Source organism: Agromyces mangrovi (assembly GCF_030296695.1).
GTDB classification, from domain to species: Bacteria; Actinomycetota; Actinomycetes; order Actinomycetales; family Microbacteriaceae; genus Agromyces; species Agromyces mangrovi.
Genome location: NZ_AP027737.1, coordinates 2,316,713 through 2,335,355 on the forward strand (window position 1 = coordinate 2,316,713; position 18,643 = coordinate 2,335,355).

Here is an 18,643-nt window from a genome sequence, read left to right on the forward strand (position 1 = left end):
GCATCCTGTCACCGATCCATGCTGGACATCCAGAGTTGTACAACCTAGGTTGTGAGTATGGATGACTCGTCCACACAGGTCCTGCTCCGCTTCTATGATGCGATCGCCTCGGGCGCGTCGGGCGACGCGTTGCGCCCACATCTGGCCGACGATGCCGTGGTCGCGGAGCATCCGAATGCCATCGCGCCCACCGGCGCCGTGCGCGGGATGGAGGAGATGCTGGAGGCCTCCGCACGGGGCGCCGGGCTGCTCGCATGGCAGCGCTACGACGTGCGCGATATCGAGGCGCACGGCGACCGCGTGATCGCGCGGCTGACCTGGTCGGCGGAGGTCCTGCACGACGCCGGTCCGCTGGCGGCGGGCCAAGTGCTCCGGGCGCACATCGCGCAGTTCGCCCGCGTGGCGGACGGCCGCATCAGCGAGCTCGAGACCTACGACTGCTACGAGCCGTTCGGGGGCTGAGTACCGCCGCGTGGACGAACAGGGCAGTGTGACGCCCGAGTGGCTCGCCATCTGACCGTGTGAAGAACTACGGCAGCAGCGCGCAGTCCGGAACGGATGCCGCGAGACGAGCGTCGAGGGTCAGCAGCGAACATTGGGCGGCACGGGCGAGCACGACGTACATGGCGTCATAGGCGCTGACATTGTGCCGCAGGGCATGGGCGGCAGGCAGCATGGACATCATCGGCACCTGCTCGACGTCGAGCGCCTCGAGCTCGCGGAACGCGCGCAACGCCTGCTCGTCGGTGATCTGCTTGCTGAGCGACCATCCGCGGATGACGGAGGCGACCTCGACGGTGAGGTGCTGCGGCGCCAGAAGCTCGTGCCCGTCGATCAGCGCGGCCGCCCGTCGTCCTGCTTCGGTTCCGAACAGGATCTCGGCGACCGCAGATGCGTCGACGACGAGCGTCATCGACCGGGGCGCTGCTCGGCGAGCACCTGTGCTGCCGGCTCGAGCGTGGCGACGCCACGGCTCGCGATCCGCTCCAGCAGTTCGGCTCGGCTCGGACGTGCCGCCAGGCGGTCGAGTTCGCGCAGCAGGTAGTCACTCAGCGAGCGGCCCTCGAGCGCAGCCTTCGCCTTGAGCGCACGACTCGTCTCCTCCGAGACGTTGCGAACCTGGATCGTCGTCATGCAACTAGCATACGGCGCATGCCTACTGCATGCACTTGGATCGTCCTACCCGGTGCGAGACTGGACGCATGGCACTGCACATCACCGGTGACGACGCCGCCGACGAGCTGCTCACGAACGACCCCTTCGCGCTCCTGGTGGGCATGCTGCTCGACCAGCAGGTCGCGATGGAGACCGCGTTCGCGGGCCCGGCGAAGATCAGCGACCGACTGGGCACGACGGATGCCGCGGAGATCGCCGCGGTCGACCCCGACGCGTTCGCGGCCGCGTTCAAGCAGCCGCCTGCGGTGCACCGCTTCCCCGGGTCGATGGCGGGGCGCGTGCAGGCGCTCGCGACGGCCGTGCGCGACGACTGGGGCGGCGAGGCATCCGCCATCTGGACCCAGGGCGACCCGTCGGGTGCCGAGGTGCTGAAGCGCCTGAAGGCGCTGCCCGGCTTCGGCGACCAGAAGGCGCGCATCTTCCTCGCGCTGCTCGGCAAGCAGTGCGGGCTCGAGGCGCCCGGCTGGCGCGAGGCCGCCGGCGCGTACGGCGAGGAGGGCTCGTTCCGCTCGGTCGCCGACATCACGTCGCCCGAGTCGCTCGCCAGGGTGCGCGAGACGAAGCGCGCGGCGAAGGCGGCCGCGAAGGCGAAGTAGGGCTCCTCGAGCGACCCGCCCGTCCGGGGCATCCGACTGTCGGTGGGTAGTGGCAGCATGTCTGCCACAACACAACATCTAGTGGTCGAGCGGATGCCTCCGGGCCGATGCGCGACACGCCGAACGGCACTCCACAGGAAGAATTTCCACGGCCGTGCACAGGTGTGGATAACCGCGAGGATTCCGCGGAAATCCGCTGCTCAGGGGCATCCGTGCTTGTGCACAACCGGTGGAGAACTTGGTGGAAAACTACATCCGTGTAACTACATCATCTTGTGGTCGTTCCCCGGGGTGAACACTAGATGTAGTATCGGTCAGGCAGTTGCGGTACCAGGGGTCGGAGCCCCGTCCGGGGCCCGGAAATCAGAGGGGAACATCAGATGTCGGTGACGGTCTACACCAAGCCTTCGTGCGTCCAGTGCAACGCGACCTATCGCGCGCTCGACAGCAAGGGCATCGAGTACGACGTGCTCGATCTCTCGACCGACGAGCAGGCGCTCGCGCAGGTCAAGGAGCTCGGCTACCTCCAGGCGCCGGTCGTGATCGCCGACGAAGACCACTGGTCCGGGTTCCGTCCCGACAAGATCGCAGAACTCGCCTCCCGGCTCGCGTAACGAGGTCCCACGGGTCGGGAGTCGAATCGCCGGACCCAGCAGACCAGACACGACCGGAGGCGGACATGACGAACCTCGTCTACTTCTCCAGCGTCTCGGGCAACACGCATCGGTTCATCGAGAAGCTCGGCCGTGAGGCCGCGCGCATCCCGCTGTACCCCTCGGACGAGCCGCTGACGGCGGACGAGCCATACGTGCTCGTGCTGCCCACCTACGGCGGCGGCGACGGCAAGGGCGCCGTGCCGAAGCAGGTCATCAGGTTCCTGAACGACCCGCACAACCGCTCGCTGATCCGCGGCGTCATCGCCGCGGGCAACACCAACTTCGGAACGGGCTACTGCATCGCCGGCGACATCATCGCCGAGAAGTGCGCAGTGCCCCTCCTGTACCGACTCGAAGTCTTCGGAACGCCAGACGACGTCAGCGCCGTCAATGAGGGATTGGACGCATTTTGGACAATGCAGCTGCAACCGCAGTGATCGACGCGCCTCGCGCATCGAGTGGCATGGACTACCACTCGCTGAACGCGATGCTGAACCTGTACGGGCCGAACGGGGAGATCCAGTTCGACAAGGATCGCGAGGCGGCCCGCGAGTACTTCCTCCAGCACGTCAACCAGAACACGGTCTTCTTCCACTCCCTGAAGGAGCGGCTCGACTACCTGGTCGAGAAGGAGTACTACGAGGGCGCCGTGCTCGAGCAGTACTCGTTCGAGTTCATCGAGCGCCTGAACGCGCTGGCGTACTCGAAGAAGTTCCGATTCGACACCTTCCTCGGCGCCTTCAAGTACTACACGAGCTACACGCTCAAGACCTTCGACGGCAAGCGCTACCTCGAGCGCTTCGAGGACCGCGTCGTCATGACCGCGCTCGGTCTCGCGCAGGGCGACGAGGAGCTCGCGACCCACCTGGTCGAGGAGATCATCGCCGGCCGCTTCCAGCCGGCCACGCCGACCTTCCTCAACACGGGCAAGGCGCAGCGCGGCGAGCTGGTCTCCTGCTTCCTCCTCCGCATCGAGGACAACATGGAGTCGATCTCGCGCGGCATCAACTCGGCGCTGCAGCTGTCGAAGCGCGGCGGCGGCGTGGCACTCTCGCTCAGCAACATCCGCGAGGCCGGCGCCCCGATCAAGCAGATCGAGAACCAGTCGTCGGGCATCATCCCCGTGATGAAGCTGCTGGAGGACTCGTTCTCCTACGCGAACCAGCTCGGGGCCCGTCAGGGCGCCGGCGCGGTCTACCTCAGCGCCCACCACCCCGACATCATGCGGTTCCTCGACACCAAGCGCGAGAACGCCGACGAGAAGATCCGCATCAAGACGCTGTCGCTCGGCGTCGTCATCCCCGACATCACGTTCGAGCTGGCGAAGAACAACGAGGACATGTACCTCTTCTCGCCGTACGACGTCGAGCGCGTCTACAAGAAGCCGTTCGGCGACGTGCCCATGTCGGAGCACTACCGCGAGATGGTGAACGATCCGCGCATCAAGAAGACGAAGATCAACGCGCGCCAGTTCTTCCAGACCCTCGCCGAGATCCAGTTCGAGTCTGGCTACCCCTACATCGTGTTCGAGGACACGGTGAACAAGGCGAACCCGATCAAGGGCCGCATCAACATGTCGAACCTGTGCTCCGAGATCCTGCAGGTCAACACCCCGACGACCTACAACGAGGACCTGTCGTACGACCAGATCGGCAAGGACATCTCCTGCAACCTCGGGTCGCTCAACATCGCGCTGACCATGGACTCGCCGAACTTCGGCAAGACCGTCGAGACGGCCATCCGCGGGCTCACCGCCGTGTCGAACATGTCGCACATCACCTCGGTGCGCTCCATCGAGGACGGCAACGACAAGTCGCACGCCATCGGCCTCGGCCAGATGAACCTGCACGGCTACCTCGCCCGCGAGCACATCCACTACGGCTCCGAGGAGGGCCTCGACTTCACGAACATCTACTTCTACACGGTGCTGTTCCACGCGCTGAACACGTCGAACCTCATCGCGAAGGAGCGCGGCGAGACCTTCGACGGCTTCGCCGATTCGCAGTACGCCTCCGGCGAGTTCTTCCGCAAGTACACGGATGCCCCGTGGGTGCCCCAGACCGAGAAGGTCGCGCAGCTCTTCGCCGACGCCGACGTGCACATCCCGACCCAGGAGGACTGGCGCGAGCTCGAGGCATCCGTTCGCGAATTCGGCATCTACAACCAGAACCTCCAGGCCGTGCCGCCCACCGGTTCGATCTCGTACATCAACAACTCGACGTCGTCGATCCACCCGATCGCGTCGAAGATCGAGATCCGCAAGGAGGGCAAGCTCGGGCGCGTGTACTACCCGGCGCCGTTCATGACGAACGAGAACCTCGAGTACTACCAGGACGCGTACGAGATCGGCTACGAGAAGGTCATCGACACGTACGCCGCGGCGACGCAGCACGTCGACCAGGGCCTGTCGCTCACGCTGTTCTTCAAGGACACCGCGACGACCCGCGACATCAACAAGGCCCAGATCTACGCATGGCGCAAGGGCATCAAGACCATCTACTACATCCGCCTGCGGCAGCTGGCGCTCGAGGGCACCCAGCTGGACCAGTGCGTCAGCTGCATGCTCTGAGGCCTGATCAGGGATTTTCGAGGACAGGACGCGAACGATGACACTCACCGACAAGGTCAACTCGGCGGCGCACGACCCGGCGCACCAGGGCGGCGTGAAGCTCGTCAGCCAGGTCAACGCGATCAACTGGAACCGCATCCAGGACGACAAGGACCTCGAGGTGTGGAACCGCCTCGTGAACAACTTCTGGCTGCCCGAGAAGGTGCCGCTGTCGAACGACGTGCAGTCTTGGAACACCTTGAACGCGGGCGAGCAGGAGCTCACGATGCGCGTGTTCACGGGCCTGACGCTGCTCGACACCATCCAGGGCACCGTGGGCGCCGTCTCGCTCATCCCCGATTCGCTCACCCCGCACGAGGAGGCGGTGTACACGAACATCGCCTTCATGGAGTCGGTGCACGCGAAGAGCTACTCCTCCATCTTCTCCACGCTCTGCTCCACGGAGGAGATCGACGACGCGTTCCGCTGGTCGGTCGAGAACCCGAACCTGCAGCGCAAGGCCGAGATCGTCATGGAGTACTACCGCGGCGACGAGCCCCTGAAGCGCAAGGTCGCCTCGACGCTGCTCGAGAGCTTCCTGTTCTACTCGGGCTTCTACCTGCCGATGTACTGGTCGAGCCGTGCGAAGCTCACCAACACGGCCGACCTCATCCGCCTGATCATCCGCGACGAGGCCGTGCACGGGTACTACATCGGCTACAAGTTCCAGAAGGGGCTCGAGCGGGTCGACCAGGCCAAGCGCGACGAGCTCAAGGACTACACGTTCTCGCTGCTCTACGAGCTCTACGACAACGAGGTGCAGTACACGCAGGACCTCTACGACGGCGTCGGCCTGACAGAGGACGTCAAGAAGTTCCTGCACTACAACGCCAACAAGGCGCTGATGAACCTCGGCTACGAGGCGATGTTCCCGAAGGAGACGACGGACGTGAACCCGGCGATCCTCTCGGCGCTCTCGCCCAACGCCGACGAGAACCACGACTTCTTCTCGGGGTCGGGCTCGTCGTACGTGATCGGCAAGGCGGTGAACACCGAAGACGAGGACTGGGACTTCTGATCTCCCGATTCTGACCGAAACGGCTGGTGAGAGGCCCGGATTCGCAGGAGTCTGCGGATTCGGGCCTCTCTTGTGCCTTCTCTCGAGAGACAGAGGAGGACAGCAATGAACAGGAATGGCCGTTCGGTGTGGCACGGGGGTGGCACGCGCCCACCTTCGTCGAGAGAGCGGGGTGGCTCGGCATCCGGAAATCGGGTTCGTCGTGCCATCGGGCTCGTGCCATATCGTGCCACTTCATCCTCCAGTGGTCGGGAGAAACTCCTGATCAAAAGGTGTTCAGTGCGCTCCTGGGTATGCAGTGGCACGGAATGGCACGCCTGTCTACGTGAGTCCGCTCGTGACCACGGGAGGGCATGATGAGCCCCGCACGAAGGATCGATTCGTCGACGGCGCGTAGGGAGGCGTGGGGGAGTCTTCGGAAGCTCCCGTCTGGCCGCTGGCAAGCTCGGTATCCCGCCCCGGACGGCGAGACGTACACCGCTCGTACCGAGGACGACAAGCCGCTCACGTTCCTCACGAAGACGGATGGTCGACCGGCACTTCCGACGGTTCCGCACGAACCAGCTCTGGGTGGCCGACTTCACCTACGTGTGGACCTGGTCCGGGTGGGTGTACGTCGCGTTCGTGTTTGACGCGCACTCCCGCCGGATCCTCGGCTGGCGGGCCGCCACGAGCATGACCACACCGCTCGTGCTGGACTGCCTCGAGATGGCGTTGTGGACCCGACGCCGCGAAGGTATCGCCGGTTTCGCCGGGCTGACGCACCACACCGATGCGGGCAGTGTCTACACGTCGATCGCGTTCACCGACCGGCTCGTCGACGAGGGCATCGACCCGTCCGTCGGGTCCGTCGGCGACGCGTACGACAACTCCCTCGCGGAGTCCCAGATCGGGCTGTACAAGTCCGAGCTGATCCATCACGAGGGCCCGTGGCGCGACGTCGATCAGGTCGAGGCCGCGACCGCGGGATGGGTGCAGTGGTTCAACACCGACCGCACCCACGGGTCGATCGATGACCTCACGCCGCTCGAGCTCGAACAGCTCGACTACGCTCGCACCGAACCCCTCGAACGAGCGGGCTGACACCAGCAAAACACTCTCCGGACACGCCGGGGGGACTCATCCGGCGTGGTCTGTGGTGGCATGGATGCGTTAGGTGAATCAGTCCGCAGCCGAGCTGTCGACGACCGCATCCTGGGTCGCGTTCGACCGCAGCGTTGTCTCGTGGGCGAAGACTAGGTACACACTTGCCGTCCAGGTGTAGGCGCGGTCGCGGAGTCCTTCGCCGGTGATGGCGTCAAAGTTCTCGGCGAAGCCTGAACGCTCGCACAGGCGGCGGAACCGGCTGCTGACCTCGTCCGCCAAGGTGTCGTATCCGGAGCGACGCAGACCGTCTTCGATGAGCATGGTGGACGGCGCCCAGATGGGACCACGCCAGTACCCGTCGGGCTCGTACTCCTTGGTGTCCAGTAGCTGTGTGGCAGGCCCCCATTCAGTGAGGTGCGCCCCAATGCCTCGTGCGAGGACGTCGAGCAGTTCCCTCGGGAAGGCGTCGGCAGCGAGTACCGGCAACAGATTCAGAAGGCTCGTGCGCTTGCTCCGCGCGCCGGAGAGCGCCCCGACAGCGAAGAAGCCCTCGTTGTCTGAGAGTTGCGCGAGTAGCGCGGCGCGCAGTCTGGCGCGAGTAGCGCGCCATTCGTCGGCGCCATCGAGTGCGAGCTCATCCGCGAGGTCCGCGAGCACCCCGAGCTGCACGAGAAGGAACGCGGCGAGTTCCGGGGACTCGATGACACGGTCGGTATCGAACGTTGTGGAGTTGTCCCAGCCGCTGTCGTTCCCGTGCTGGTAATAGGGCAGTTCGTGACCCGGGGCGGTGCGGTAGTCGAGCCAGAATCTGGTCCACTTGCTGAGCCGCTCGTACGCCTCGACGAGTTCGTCTCGGCTCAGGGCGCGTGGGGACCGCTCGCGGAGGCGGGAGAACGCCCACCCGTGGATGGGGGGCTTGACGAAGTTGTAGAGGACTTCGGAGTGCGTGACGGAGTCGGGCATGGCACCGGACTCGTCCTGCAGGTCGAACGGGGCGAAGAACTGGTCCAGGGCGAGGTCGGGCAACCCGGGCGCGAGAGCGAGGGCGTTGAAGGCGTGGTCCCAGCTCCACACCTTATCCATCCAGTGCTTGGACATGAGGATAGATTCGCGGCGCAGGAACCCTGCCGGCTCAACGGTCGCCGACCACAGCACATAGGTGGCGAGGGCCACGGCGGGGGTTGCGTCGGTGCGCCAGCCGGCGATGGTGTCCAGGTAGGTGGTGAAGTCGTCGGCGGCGCGGGTGACCACGTCGTCGAATCGTTCGATGCTGGCGTACGGGGTGCGGGCGGCATCGATCTCTTCGATGGCGATCTCCCAGCCGGCGTCGCCGGACGCGGTGAGCGAGCGGGTGCCGGCGCCGAGCGCCTCGGTGCCTGTCGCCTCGAGCGTGCCGCGCAGCGCGTTGACCCGGTACCGGCGGCCGGTTTCATAGGACGTGAAGACGTACGAGCCGTCGATCGGGTCTTTGAAGAAGTAGGTGCCGGTGAATGGGGTCAGTTCATCGGCGGCATCGGACACCTCGAGGTCGGCACCGTCACCGGCGATCCGCACGATGCTGGTCGATTTGAACGCGGCACGCACGCGGGTGCTGTCGCCGCAGTCCCAGGTCAGCACCGACGGGTCGGAGGTGACCAGCGTCTCCAAACGCTTGCCGCCGCGGGTAGGGATGAGCTTGAGGACGGCGTGCATGCCGGTGACGTGGGAGATGAGGTGGATGTCGTCGGCTCGGCGGTGCAGGCCGGTGACGGGCGACAGGTTGAGCCACGAGCCGCGCCGGCTGAATGGGATCTCGCGCACGTCGAACGTGGGCAGTGTCGAAGACAATGCGGTGCCTTTCAGGGAGTGGAGGTCAGTCTTTGACGGCGCCGGCGGTGACACCGGCGGCGACGTAGCGCTGGGCGATGACGAGGAGGATGGCGGCAGGGATGGAGGCGACCACAGCGGTGGCCATGATGGCGTTCCAGTCCTGCGTGTTGTTGCCGATGTAGCGGTAGATGCCGATGGTGATGGGCTGCAGGTCGCCGCCGCGGTTGAGCGTGGAGGCGAAGATGAAGTCCGACCACGCCCACAGGAACGTGAACAGCGACACGGTGACGATGGAGTTGCGGCTGACCGGCAGAATGACGGACCGGAACGTCCGCCAGGGTCCAGCGCCGTCGATCTTCGCGGCGTTCATGAGCTCGTCGGGGATGCCGGCCATGAACGCGGTGAAGATGAGCACACCGAACGGGACTGCCAGTGTCGAGTCGGCGAGGATGAGGCCGGGGATGGTGTTGAGGATGCCCCAGTTGTAGAAGATGAGGTAGAACCCCATCGCCATGATGATGCCCGGGATCATCTGGGCGATGAGCAGGACGAAGTCGATGACCGTCCGTCCCCGCGGTCGGAGCTTCGCGAGCGCGAACGCGGCCGGGGCTGAGACGGCGAGGGTCAGCAAGACCGAGCCGATTCCGATGACGAGGCTCGTGCCAAGGTACGGGAGCTGGTCGGTGAGGACCCGCTCGTATCCGGCGAACGTCGGGTCTACGGGGAACAGGTCCGGCGGGTCTTTGCGGAGATTCTGCGGCTGGGTGAGTGAGACGTTCACCATCCAGTACAGGGGGAACAGCATGATGGCGGTGAGGATCACGCCGATGATGCTGGTGATGACGCGGCGAGTCATGACCGCTCCATTCGCCGCTGCGCGCGGATGTAGATGAGCCCGAAGATGAAGGCGAGGATGATGAGCAGGTTGCCGACCGCAGCCGCGGGGCTCAGGTCAGGAGACCCGCCACCGAATCCGAGCCGGTATGACCAGATGGCGAACGTCGTTGAGGAGTCGCCCGGGCCACCGCGGGTCATGATCCAGATGATGTCGAACACCTTCAGCGTGTACACCAGGCCCAGCAGGATCGTGATTGCCGCGACCGGGCGCAGCAGCGGGAAGGTGATCCGCCAGAAGGTCTGCCATCCATTCGCGCCGTCCAGCGACGCGGCCTCGTAGATGTCGGTCGGGATGTTCTGCAGGCCGCTGTAGAGGATGACCAGGTTGAACGGGATGCCGATCCAGATGTTCGCGATGAGGACTGAAATGAGCGACCACTGCGGTGAGGTGAGCCAGTTGACCTGGCTGAGGCCGATCGCCTCCAGGCCGGCGTTCACGATCCCGGACTCGCTGTTGAGCATCCACGCCCAGATGGACGCGGAGACCAGCAGCGGCAGCAGCCACGGCACGAGGAACAGTGCTCGCAGGGTGGATGAGAGCGGGAACTTCCGGAAGAAGAACACCGCGAGGGCCAACCCGATGGCGAACTGCACGGCGATGGAGCCGAACGTGAAGATCGCGGTGTTGATGAGGGCTGGGACGAAGGTGGCGCTGGTCAAGACTTCGACGTAGTTGTCGAACCACACGAACGGTGCGGTTCCGTCGATGAATGACCGGAGGGTGTAATCGCGCAGGCTCAGGTCGAGGTTGCGGTACAGCGGGTACGCGTAGAACAGCACCAGGTAGATGACGACCGGGGCGAGGAACGCCCAGGCGGTCAGCTGGGCCCTGCGCTTGTGTCGCTTGCGAGCCTGGTCCGAGGGGAGCGCGGGAGTCGGGACGCCCGCGCTCCCCTCGTGCTCAGGAGCTATGCCCACACGCTGCCGCGATTCTGTCCGTGTTGCCGACATGTCGTGGTCCTTCGTTCGATCTGTGTGCGTGCGGGCAGGAGCGGATTACTGGAGCTTCGCCTCGGCGTCAGCCTGAGCGCGGGCCAGGGCGTCGGCGGGGCTTGCCGCACCGCTGAGCGCGTTCTGGACGGCCGTGAACAGCTGCTCCGAGATGATGGGGTACGCCGTGGCGAGGTTGTCCGACGTGCGGGGCTTCGCGTCCGCGACCGCCTGGACCCAACCGGCGAGCGACGGGTCTGCCTCGAGCTGTGCCTCCTGGCCAGCCGCGGTCGGCGCGATGTAACCGAGCGCGTCAGCGCTGGTGTTGCCGTCAGTGAGACACTCCACGATCTTGATGGAGGTGGCGTACCGTGCTGCGTCCTGCTGAACCGGGATGGTCAGGAACTCGCCACCGGTGGGCGCTGGAGCAACCCCGCCGTCGATACCGGGGATCTGGATGGACTCGTAGCCCGCCGCGTCCGCGTCTCCCTTGAACCAGCTGCCGTTCTCGGCGAAAGCGTACTCACCGGTCTTGAACTCGTCCCAGCTGGTGCCCTGCGTGTTCTGCAGGACCGAGTTCGGGGCCAGGCCCTCGTTCACCCAGTTGGTCCACAACTCGAGCGATGCGACGCCTTCGGCCGAGTCGAGCTCGGTGAGGTCAGCGCCCGCGCCCCAGAACCAGGGGAGGAACTGGAAGGTGCCCTCTTCGGTGCCGACGGCGGAGAAGGTGATGCCCTTCTTGCCTGCGGCGACGACCTTATTGAGCGCGTCGGTGAGCGTGGCGTAGTCGGTGACGCTCGCGATGTCGACACCGGCAGCGGTGAGGACCTCGGGGTTGTAGTACAGGCCGAGGGTGTTCGCGCCGACCGGGACGCCGTAGAACTTCCCGTCGATCTCCCCGGCACCGAGGATGTTCTCCTGGATGTTGGAGACGTCCAGGCCGTTGTCCTCGGTCGTGGTCAGCAGCCCAGCTTCGGCGAGCGTGGCGACCTTCGGGTTGTCCACGAGCGCGACGTCGGGGAGGTTGGGGGCCGCGGTGGTGAGGTCCTTGACCGTGTCGCCGGTGTTGCCGACGTTGCGCTTGATGGTGATGCCGAGGTCGGTGGCGCAGGCGTCGATGACCTTCGCCCAGTCCGACGACGCGTCGCGCTCCGGGTACGGGTCCCACAGCTCGTAGGTGTCGCCCTCGGGGGAGGTGGTGCTTCCGCCGGTGCCGCCTCCGCTGCAACCTGCGAGGAGGCCGACGGCGACGGTGCCGATGGCAAGGGCGCTCAGGACGCGCTTGCGGGTGGTGTAGTGCTTCACAGTGATTCCTCTCTGAATGTGAGTGCAGTATTCAGTTGTCGAATCGGTTCGACGATAGGCCGCAAAAAGTCACCCTCGGGTGGGGCTGCGCGGCTACGCCGTACTGCCCCGATTCGTGATCTCCGGTTCTACGAACCTGACGACCGGAGGGGCATAGGTGGGGTCGCTGATGCGTCGAACGAGGTGTTCGATGGCATCGCGCCCAAGTTCGTCGGGGGACGTCTCGACCGCCGTGAACGGCAGCTGGAAGGTCCGGCCGAAGTCGCGCGGGTAGAGGCTGACGACCGAGAGGTCGTTCGGGACACTCACGTTGCGCTCGCGCAGCACCGCGGGCAGTGCCGCGATGGAAGCGTCGTTGTGGACGATGAGTCCGGTCGCGCTGGGACGCGCGTCCAGGATCGCGTTGAGGCTACGTTCGATGGCCGGCTGCTGCGACTCGCCGTAGTAGTGGAACAGCTGCAGCCCGTACCGCGCTGCGCGTTCGAGGGCGCCGTCGCGGAACCGCCACGCGTATGCGCCACCGCGCTCGAAGACGTGCCGAGGCGGGGAGACCAGGATGATCTCTCGGTGGCCGAGGCCGTAGAGGTGGTCGACGAGGAGGCGGCCCGCTTCACCGAAGTCAAGGTCGAAGACGTCGAGCCCGTCCGTGTCACGAGGCAGACCGATGAGCGCGCCCGGCTGGGGGCTGCGCGGAGCGCGTCGAGGCGAGGGTCGTCGTGGGTGACGTCCAGCAGCACGACACCGTCGACCATGTTCGACGACGTGATTCGCTGCACGGCACCCGCGCCGTCGGAGTCGGTGACCATCAGGATGTCGTATCCCTTGGCGCGCGCTGCGTTCGTAATGGCCAGGATGTACTGCAGCATCGCCGGCGGGAACTCGTCCTCGTGGAACTGCAGGAGGAGACCGATGACCATGGTCTGGGCAGTGGCCAGCGCCCTGGCCCCCGCATTCACGGTGAAACCGAGACGGTGGATCGCGTCGTCGATGCGGTCGCGCGTCTCGCGCGAGATCGGCCGGTTGCCTGAGAGCGCGTACGACACGGTCGAGCGAGAGACGCCTGCCTCTCGTGCTACATCACCGATGGTCGCCACGTTGCGCTGCCTTCCTCGTCGAACCGGTTCGACAACTGTACCGCGGTCTGAGGCGCCATGCAACTCAGATGTAGTCGAATCCACGAAACTCCTTCGGGGGAATGGCAGGGGCGCCCACCCTGATGGATGGGCGCCCCTGTGATGGTGCGGTTACTTGACCTTGAGGGTCTGCGTGACCGTCTGGGTGTTCCCGGCGATGTCGGTCGCCGAGACGCGGATCACGTACGTCCCCTTGGCAAGGCCGGTGGGCAGCGCCCACTTGCCCACCCATGCCGTCGACCCGATGGCGGAGTTCGCCGGCGTGGAGCCGACTGCCTTCACCAGCGTGGTGTTCGAGCTGTTGTAGAGGTTCACTGCGATTCGCTGCAGGCCGCCCGCGTCGAGTGCCGTCAGCGAGACGTCACCCGGCTTGTTGGCCTTCACCTCCACGCCCGCCGTGGGCTTGAGCACCACGACGACCGGCTTCACGGTGTCGACGGTGAACTGCCTGGTGACCGTGGACGAGTTGCCCGCGGCGTCCGTGGCCGAGACGCGGATGGTGTAGACGCCGGCGTTCAGGTTCGTCGGCAGCGCCCACTCCCCTGACCATTCATTCGCCCCGATAGGGGTGGCCGCCGGCGTGGAGCCGAGTGCCTTGAGCAGCGTGGTGTTCGACGCGTTGTACAGGTTCGCTGCGACACGTCCCAGTCCGTTCGCGTCAGACACCTGCAGCTTGACGGCACCGACGTTCGCCGGCGTCGTGACCCGGCGCTCGGCCGGGGCGACGATGGACACCGCCGGGCGGGTGGTGTCGACGGTGAACTTCTGCGTGACGGTCTTCGAGTTCCCGGCGACGTCTGTCACCGAGGCTCGAATCGTGTACACGCCGTCGGCGAGGTTCGTGGGCAGCGCCCACTCACTCGTCCAGGTCGTGCTGCCGATGGGCGTGTTCGCCGGCGTGGAGCCGAGCGCCTGGAGCAGCGTGGTGTTCGACGCGTCGTACAGGTTCGCCGCCGCCCGGTTCAGGCCGCCGGCGTCGGACGCGGTCAGCTTGACGACCCCGACATCGGCCGGGCGGGTCACGTGGGTGCCCAGCGGCTTGTCGATGGTCAACTCCGGACGGGTGGTGTCCGCGGCCGGGGCCGACGCCGTGTACGGCGTGACCGACAGCCGGTCGATGTTCGCCGCCCACTTGGATCGGAGCAGCAGCTCCGGCCAGACGTCGGAGGCGAGAGTCTCACCATCGAAGTTCGGCAGTTCCTTGGACGTGAACTTCAGGCTGTTCGCTCCGGCCTTCAGCGTGATGGGTACCGTCAGCTCCCAGAAGTTGTTCTCGTGGAAGCTGTGGGGGAACCAGATGCGCTGCGGCGCCGCACCGTTGACCGAGACGTCCGCGTAGCGTGCCAGCGGGTCCGGATTGTAGTGCGAGGCAGGCGACTGCTCCTCGTTGGAGTAGCGGATCGTGACCGCGTACGTGCCCGCCTCGGAAGCCTGCACGTTCGTGAAGGTCAGCGTGTTCCCGTTGCCGGGGTCACCACCGATGCCGGTCACTGCCTTGCCTCCGGAGGCCAGCGAGAAGGAGGTCACCGCGGCGGAGCCGTTGAGCGTGGCGTTTTCGGCCTCGTAGACCGTCGACGTCAGCGTTCCGGTTCCGGCGCTCGTGCGGACGCGGTCGACGACGAGGTCGCCTGCCGTGCCGGTGATGACGACCTTGTTGATGCCGCCATTGAGGTACACCGGGGCGCTGAGCGAGCTCGCGACGTCAGTGAACAGGTCGAGCCCGTTCACCGACACCTTCGCCGTGCCGGTGCCGCGCACATCGACGGAGAAGGTCCGCTCACCTTCGACCGGTGCGTACACCCAGAAGGTGTTGGCGCCGTTCTTCAGTGAGACGCCACCGGAGCCGGACGGCGCGCTCACACCATAGGCGGCGTGGGCGGCACCGCTGACGGTGGCGTGCTCGGCCTCGTACACGGCCTGCGTCGCAGCCGGGTTCCGCAGCGACAGGTCGATGCGGTCGATGAGAGCCTCACCTACCGTCGACTTCGTGCCGTTGAGCGACTTGGTCGAGATGCTGATGGTGTGAGCACCCTTGGTAAGTTGCAAGGTCGTGGAGGTCTGACCCCACACGATGTACTTGTAGCCGAGCGACAGGTAGATCTCCTGCTCCGCACCACCGTCGACTGTGACGAATACGTTCGTCGGCCCCTGCGCCTGGATGCTCTCCATCGTGTTGAGGGAGTTGGCCAGCACGTCGAGGTCGTAGACGCCATTCTCGGGCACGTCGACCGCGAAGTTCAGCTTCACGTCGGCGTTGGTGTTGAACCCGCGGACCGCGTGACGGTTGGACGTGTAGGTGCCGGAGGTGTTCGTCTGCCCGCCCTCGGGGCCCTGCACACCGTACGCACCGCCCATGTGGGCTGCGTCCTCGGCCTCGTACTTCGCCTTCCACAGTCGCGTGACCGGGGTCTGCACCTGCGCCGAAGCGCCGGGCGTTAGCACGATCTCGTACGCGGATCCGGCGTCCAGGGCCGGGAGGCCGGCGGTGCCGAACTCGAACTGCACCTTGCCGTTGTTCACATCGACGATGGCTTCGCCGATGACATCCGGCTCGGCCGAGTCGCCCAACTGACCGGTCCACGGGATCTCGCGGACGAGGGCGTGCACCTTGTTGCCGAACACGTCGTTGTTCACGCCGTCGAACTCGACGACCGTGGCACCGTTCTGCCCACCGAACAGGAGCTGCGCTCGCTTCTCTTCCGTGTCGACCGTGGCGACACCCTGGAGCGTGTAGCTGACTCCGGGCTGCGGGGGCGTGATCTTCACGGTCTTGCCGGTCATGTTGCTGTACCGGTTGAGGAGCCACCACTGGCCGTTGCCACGGTTGGATTCGACGGCGGTGTCGGAGATGTTGCCGTCGATGTTCCAGTAGGCGAGGTTGCCGTCGACCTTGGAGTCCTCGATGGCGGACACCCACTGGACGATCTCACCCGGGACACCGGTGTGGTAATTGTTCGCGTACTCGTTGAGATTGATGGGCAGCTCGGTGCCCTCGTACTCGGTTCCCTCGAACGCGTTGGCCTCCCAGCCGCGGTACCGCTCCACGGAAGTGCGGATCGTGGCGGGGCTGTCCAGCTCGTGCCAGGTGAACCACTCGGGGACGGTGTCGTTCGCGACAGAGTGCTCCAGGAACTCCCGGTTCCACTCGTACAGAGCGCTGGCGTTGGTCGCGGCGATCTTCGCGCTGGGCATGATGCCCTTGATGAGCGCGTAGACCTCATCCCACTTCGCGAAGAACTCCGCCTTCTCAGCCGGCGTCCCGAACGGGTTGCCACCCACACCCCACTGACCGTTGGACATCATGTTGCCCTCGGGTTCGTTGAACGGGATGAAGACGATGTTGTCCTGGTACTTCTCCTCGAGCTCGAGGACCTGCTGCACCTGCGTGGTGATCTTCGCCTTGTAGTCCGCCCAGCGCGCCGCCGGAGTCTCGCCCGTCACCTGGTACGGGAAGCCGCGATAGATGTCGGTCATGTAGATGAAGGTCAGTCCATCTGACGAGTCGGCGAGCTGCTTAGCGACCTCGAGGGCGTCAGCGCCGGGGTGCTGCGGGCCATCCTGCGCCTTCGTGGACACGGTGCTCAGATTCATCCCGTCGATGACATTCGCCGACGGGACGCCGTCGCCGTAGATGCCGTAGAGCGTGCCCGATGCGCCACCGTGCAGGTTGCCGGTCGTCTCAGCGAGATCGACCACCATCCGCGACTCGACGACGGTGATGTTCGCCGTCACCTCAGCGCCGCCCACGTGACCACGCACCGTGAAGGTACCCGGCTGCGCGTACGCGGACGGGGCGACCGTCTCCCAGGCGATGGCCTGTGGACGGACGATGCCGTCGGAGAAGTCTGCGTTCACCGTCGGGGGCAGCACCGGCGCGGTGCCCGCGAGGGTCTGCAGGTCGAACGTGTTCTTGTGCACGTTGCCCATGGTCGGCGCGCCGCCCACGAGGGTGGCAACCTGCGCGTCCGTCATCGCGACGTCGTAGACCCGGAAGTCGTCGATCTGGCCGTTGAAGAACGGATGTGCGTTCTCCCAGAACGGCTTGCCGAGGAAGCCCGAGTTGGAGTTGCCGGCGGCGTACATCGTCGCGGCGAGGTTGATGTTCGCCGTGGTGGAGCCAACGTTTACGCCGTTGATGTAGAACGTAATGGCCTGACCGGTGATGGTGGTCGTCAGGTTCAACCAGCGGTTCTGCGGCAGGGGGCCCGCACCACTGACGCCGACTTCCGAGTTGTATCCGCCGGTGACAGGCTTGATGGAGGTCTTCACCGCGTTGTCTCCAGCGAATGCCGGGGTGAGGAACGCCGCTGCGCCGCCGTCACGGCCGATGCAGTAGAGCCACTCGAACTGCTGGTTGCCTTCCCACTTCACCCACGTGGAGATGGTCGCGGTGTTCAGGTTCTGGAACAGTCCGTTCGGGATCTCGACGTAGGGAGCCGTCGTGTCACTCGGCTGTCCACCGCGGAGGTCGAGCGCGTCGGTGGACGAGTTGCGTCCCTCGACGATGCTCGATTCGCCGACGTTGACGATCTTGCCGTCCAGGCCGCGCGGCGAGAGGTCATCGACGGTCGCGCCGTCGACCGTGCCCTCGTCGAAGCTGTAGTGCAGCGCGAGGTTCGCGTCGAGCGATTCGACGCCCGCCATCTCCGCGATCTCCGCCTCGGAGAGTGCGCGGTCATAGACGCGGAACTCGTCGATGTCGCCGGAGAAGAACGGGTGCGAGTTCCAGAACGGCTTGCCGATGAAGCCTGAGTTCGCACCCTCGCTGAACGTTGCGGCGATGTCGATGTCGGCGGCGTCGGAACCGACCTTCACGCCGTTGACGTAGTAGCTGATGGTGTCACCGTCGAGCGTCGTGGTGACGAGGTTCCAGGAGTTGGCCGCAAGCTTGCCGTTGCCGGTGACGCCACGCTCTTCGTTGCCGTTGACGGGCTTTACAGCAGTGCGCTGAGCCTGTGCCCATTCGAACGACGGCGACATCATCACCGTCGCGTCGGCGTTCTTGCCCAGGTTGTACAGCCACTGCCAGTCGGCTCCGCCGTCCCACTTCGTCCATGCGGACACCGTGAGCGCGTCGACGCCGTCGAACAGCCCGGCCGGAACAGTGATGTAGGAGGACGTCTCGGAGCCCGCCGCGCCGCCGGTCAGGCTGATGGCCTGCGTGCCCGCGACTCGACCCTCAACGAGCTCGGAGCTCGCCGGGTTCGCCAACTGTCCATCCAGATCACTTGAGGAGAGGTCGTTGACGGTCGAACCCGCCACCTGCCCCGCCTCAAAGTCGTAGTGCAGGATGAGCCCGTCCGTGGGCGCCTCCTGCGCGATCGCAGGTGTGGCTGCGAGCGCCGCCACCATCACGCTGGCGAGGGCTACCCCGCACAGGCTTGTCGTCCTTCGTCGCAGAGACACGATGTCCAACCTCTCTGTGGTCC

At 65.6% G+C, this 18,643-nt stretch carries 16 protein-coding genes and 1 pseudogene; 8 read left to right on the forward strand and 9 right to left on the reverse strand.

The window, feature by feature from the left end; all coding sequences use genetic code 11:
- Positions 1 to 57: 57 nt before the first annotated feature.
- Positions 58 to 462 carry a nuclear transport factor 2 family protein gene (locus tag QUE38_RS10985; protein ID WP_286308228.1) on the forward strand — a complete coding sequence of 135 codons (405 nt, stop codon included), beginning with the start codon at positions 58 to 60 and terminating at the stop codon, positions 460 to 462.
- Positions 463 to 529: 67 nt separating this feature from the next.
- Here QUE38_RS10985 and QUE38_RS10990 read toward each other — a convergent pair whose 3' ends face one another.
- Together QUE38_RS10990 and QUE38_RS10995 are read right to left on the reverse strand one after the other, a co-directional pair.
- On the reverse strand, positions 530 to 913 hold the full coding sequence (locus QUE38_RS10990; RefSeq protein ID WP_286308229.1) for a type II toxin-antitoxin system VapC family toxin: 384 nt from the start codon (positions 911 to 913) through the stop codon (positions 530 to 532).
- Positions 910 to 1,134, reverse strand: coding sequence for a FitA-like ribbon-helix-helix domain-containing protein (locus tag QUE38_RS10995; RefSeq protein WP_286308231.1), 225 nt, complete (start codon positions 1,132 to 1,134; stop codon positions 910 to 912). The genes QUE38_RS10990 and QUE38_RS10995 overlap by 4 nt, the downstream gene beginning before the upstream one ends.
- Before the next feature lie 68 nt (positions 1,135 to 1,202).
- Here QUE38_RS10995 and QUE38_RS11000 point away from each other — a divergent pair, with 68 nt between their 5' ends.
- From QUE38_RS11000 to QUE38_RS11025, 6 genes are all read left to right on the forward strand, one after another.
- The gene (locus QUE38_RS11000; protein ID WP_286308234.1) at positions 1,203 to 1,772 is read left to right on the forward strand and encodes an HhH-GPD-type base excision DNA repair protein; all 570 of its coding nucleotides are present in this window, start codon (positions 1,203 to 1,205) and stop codon (positions 1,770 to 1,772) included.
- Between the two features lie 380 nt (positions 1,773 to 2,152).
- Positions 2,153 to 2,386 carry a glutaredoxin-like protein NrdH gene (gene nrdH / locus QUE38_RS11005; protein WP_281882691.1) on the forward strand — a complete coding sequence of 78 codons (234 nt, stop codon included), beginning with the start codon at positions 2,153 to 2,155 and terminating at the stop codon, positions 2,384 to 2,386.
- A gap of 65 nt (positions 2,387 to 2,451) precedes the next feature.
- The gene (nrdI, locus tag QUE38_RS11010) at positions 2,452 to 2,865 is read left to right on the forward strand and encodes a class Ib ribonucleoside-diphosphate reductase assembly flavoprotein NrdI (protein ID WP_286308241.1); all 414 of its coding nucleotides are present in this window, start codon (positions 2,452 to 2,454) and stop codon (positions 2,863 to 2,865) included.
- 26 nt (positions 2,866 to 2,891) lie between these two features.
- Positions 2,892 to 4,997: a class 1b ribonucleoside-diphosphate reductase subunit alpha gene (gene nrdE / locus QUE38_RS11015; RefSeq protein ID WP_286308243.1), complete on the forward strand. Its 2,106-nt coding sequence runs from the start codon at positions 2,892 to 2,894 to the stop codon at positions 4,995 to 4,997.
- Between the two features lie 37 nt (positions 4,998 to 5,034).
- Entirely contained in the window at positions 5,035 to 6,054 is a 1,020-nt protein-coding gene (nrdF, locus tag QUE38_RS11020; RefSeq protein WP_286308245.1) for a class 1b ribonucleoside-diphosphate reductase subunit beta, read from the forward strand.
- 525 nt (positions 6,055 to 6,579) lie between these two features.
- Entirely contained in the window at positions 6,580 to 7,137 is a 558-nt protein-coding gene (locus tag QUE38_RS11025; protein ID WP_433996900.1) for an IS3 family transposase, read from the forward strand.
- Positions 7,138 to 7,215: 78 nt separating this feature from the next.
- Here the strand turns inward: QUE38_RS11025 and QUE38_RS11030 are convergent, their stop codons facing one another.
- The 5 genes from QUE38_RS11030 to QUE38_RS17610 form a co-directional block, all read right to left on the reverse strand.
- Entirely contained in the window at positions 7,216 to 8,940 is a 1,725-nt protein-coding gene (locus QUE38_RS11030; protein ID WP_286308247.1) for an amylo-alpha-1,6-glucosidase, read from the reverse strand.
- A 52-nt stretch (positions 8,941 to 8,992) separates the two neighbouring features.
- The gene (locus tag QUE38_RS11035; RefSeq protein ID WP_286308250.1) at positions 8,993 to 9,805 is read right to left on the reverse strand and encodes a carbohydrate ABC transporter permease; all 813 of its coding nucleotides are present in this window, start codon (positions 9,803 to 9,805) and stop codon (positions 8,993 to 8,995) included.
- Entirely contained in the window at positions 9,802 to 10,764 is a 963-nt protein-coding gene (locus QUE38_RS11040) for a carbohydrate ABC transporter permease (protein WP_286308254.1), read from the reverse strand. Before QUE38_RS11040 ends, QUE38_RS11035 begins: the two co-directional genes overlap by 4 nt.
- 78 nt (positions 10,765 to 10,842) lie before the next feature.
- On the reverse strand, positions 10,843 to 12,081 hold the full coding sequence (locus QUE38_RS11045; RefSeq protein ID WP_286308256.1) for a sugar ABC transporter substrate-binding protein: 1,239 nt from the start codon (positions 12,079 to 12,081) through the stop codon (positions 10,843 to 10,845).
- A gap of 93 nt (positions 12,082 to 12,174) precedes the next feature.
- On the reverse strand, positions 12,175 to 12,900 hold the full coding sequence (locus tag QUE38_RS17610) for a substrate-binding domain-containing protein (RefSeq protein WP_350227644.1): 726 nt from the start codon (positions 12,898 to 12,900) through the stop codon (positions 12,175 to 12,177).
- Here QUE38_RS17610 and QUE38_RS17615 point away from each other — a divergent pair.
- Positions 12,798 to 13,109: a hypothetical protein gene (locus tag QUE38_RS17615; protein WP_350227656.1), complete on the forward strand. Its 312-nt coding sequence runs from the start codon at positions 12,798 to 12,800 to the stop codon at positions 13,107 to 13,109. The genes QUE38_RS17610 and QUE38_RS17615 overlap by 103 nt on opposite strands.
- Here QUE38_RS17615 and QUE38_RS17620 read toward each other — a convergent pair.
- Both QUE38_RS17620 and QUE38_RS11055 read right to left on the reverse strand, forming a co-directional pair.
- Positions 13,092 to 13,259 (reverse strand): annotated as a pseudogene (locus QUE38_RS17620) (LacI family DNA-binding transcriptional regulator); the annotation flags it as partial. The gene QUE38_RS17615 and the pseudogene QUE38_RS17620 overlap by 18 nt on opposite strands.
- Before the next feature lie 66 nt (positions 13,260 to 13,325).
- A complete protein-coding gene (locus QUE38_RS11055) occupies positions 13,326 to 18,566 on the reverse strand; it encodes a LamG-like jellyroll fold domain-containing protein (protein ID WP_286311786.1) in 5,241 nt (1,746 codons plus the stop codon).
- Positions 18,567 to 18,643 lie beyond the last annotated feature (77 nt).

Bases quoted from the DNA above. Each gene is read 5' to 3' on its own strand.
- QUE38_RS10985 (WP_286308228.1), top strand. From the start codon at position 58: ATGGATGACTCGTCCACACAGGTCCTGCTCCGCTTCTATGATGCGATC.
- QUE38_RS10990 (WP_286308229.1), bottom strand. From the start codon at position 913: ATGACGCTCGTCGTCGACGCATCTGCGGTCGCCGAGATCCTGTTCGGA.
- QUE38_RS10995 (WP_286308231.1), bottom strand. From the start codon at position 1,134: ATGACGACGATCCAGGTTCGCAACGTCTCGGAGGAGACGAGTCGTGCG.
- QUE38_RS11000 (WP_286308234.1), top strand. From the start codon at position 1,203: ATGGCACTGCACATCACCGGTGACGACGCCGCCGACGAGCTGCTCACG.
- nrdH (WP_281882691.1), top strand. From the start codon at position 2,153: ATGTCGGTGACGGTCTACACCAAGCCTTCGTGCGTCCAGTGCAACGCG.
- nrdI (WP_286308241.1), top strand. From the start codon at position 2,452: ATGACGAACCTCGTCTACTTCTCCAGCGTCTCGGGCAACACGCATCGG.
- nrdE (WP_286308243.1), top strand. From the start codon at position 2,892: ATGGACTACCACTCGCTGAACGCGATGCTGAACCTGTACGGGCCGAAC.
- nrdF (WP_286308245.1), top strand. From the start codon at position 5,035: ATGACACTCACCGACAAGGTCAACTCGGCGGCGCACGACCCGGCGCAC.
- QUE38_RS11025 (WP_433996900.1), top strand. From the start codon at position 6,580: ATGGTCGACCGGCACTTCCGACGGTTCCGCACGAACCAGCTCTGGGTG.
- QUE38_RS11035 (WP_286308250.1), bottom strand. From the start codon at position 9,805: ATGACTCGCCGCGTCATCACCAGCATCATCGGCGTGATCCTCACCGCC.
- QUE38_RS11055 (WP_286311786.1), bottom strand. From the start codon at position 18,566: ATGGTGGCGGCGCTCGCAGCCACACCTGCGATCGCGCAGGAGGCGCCC.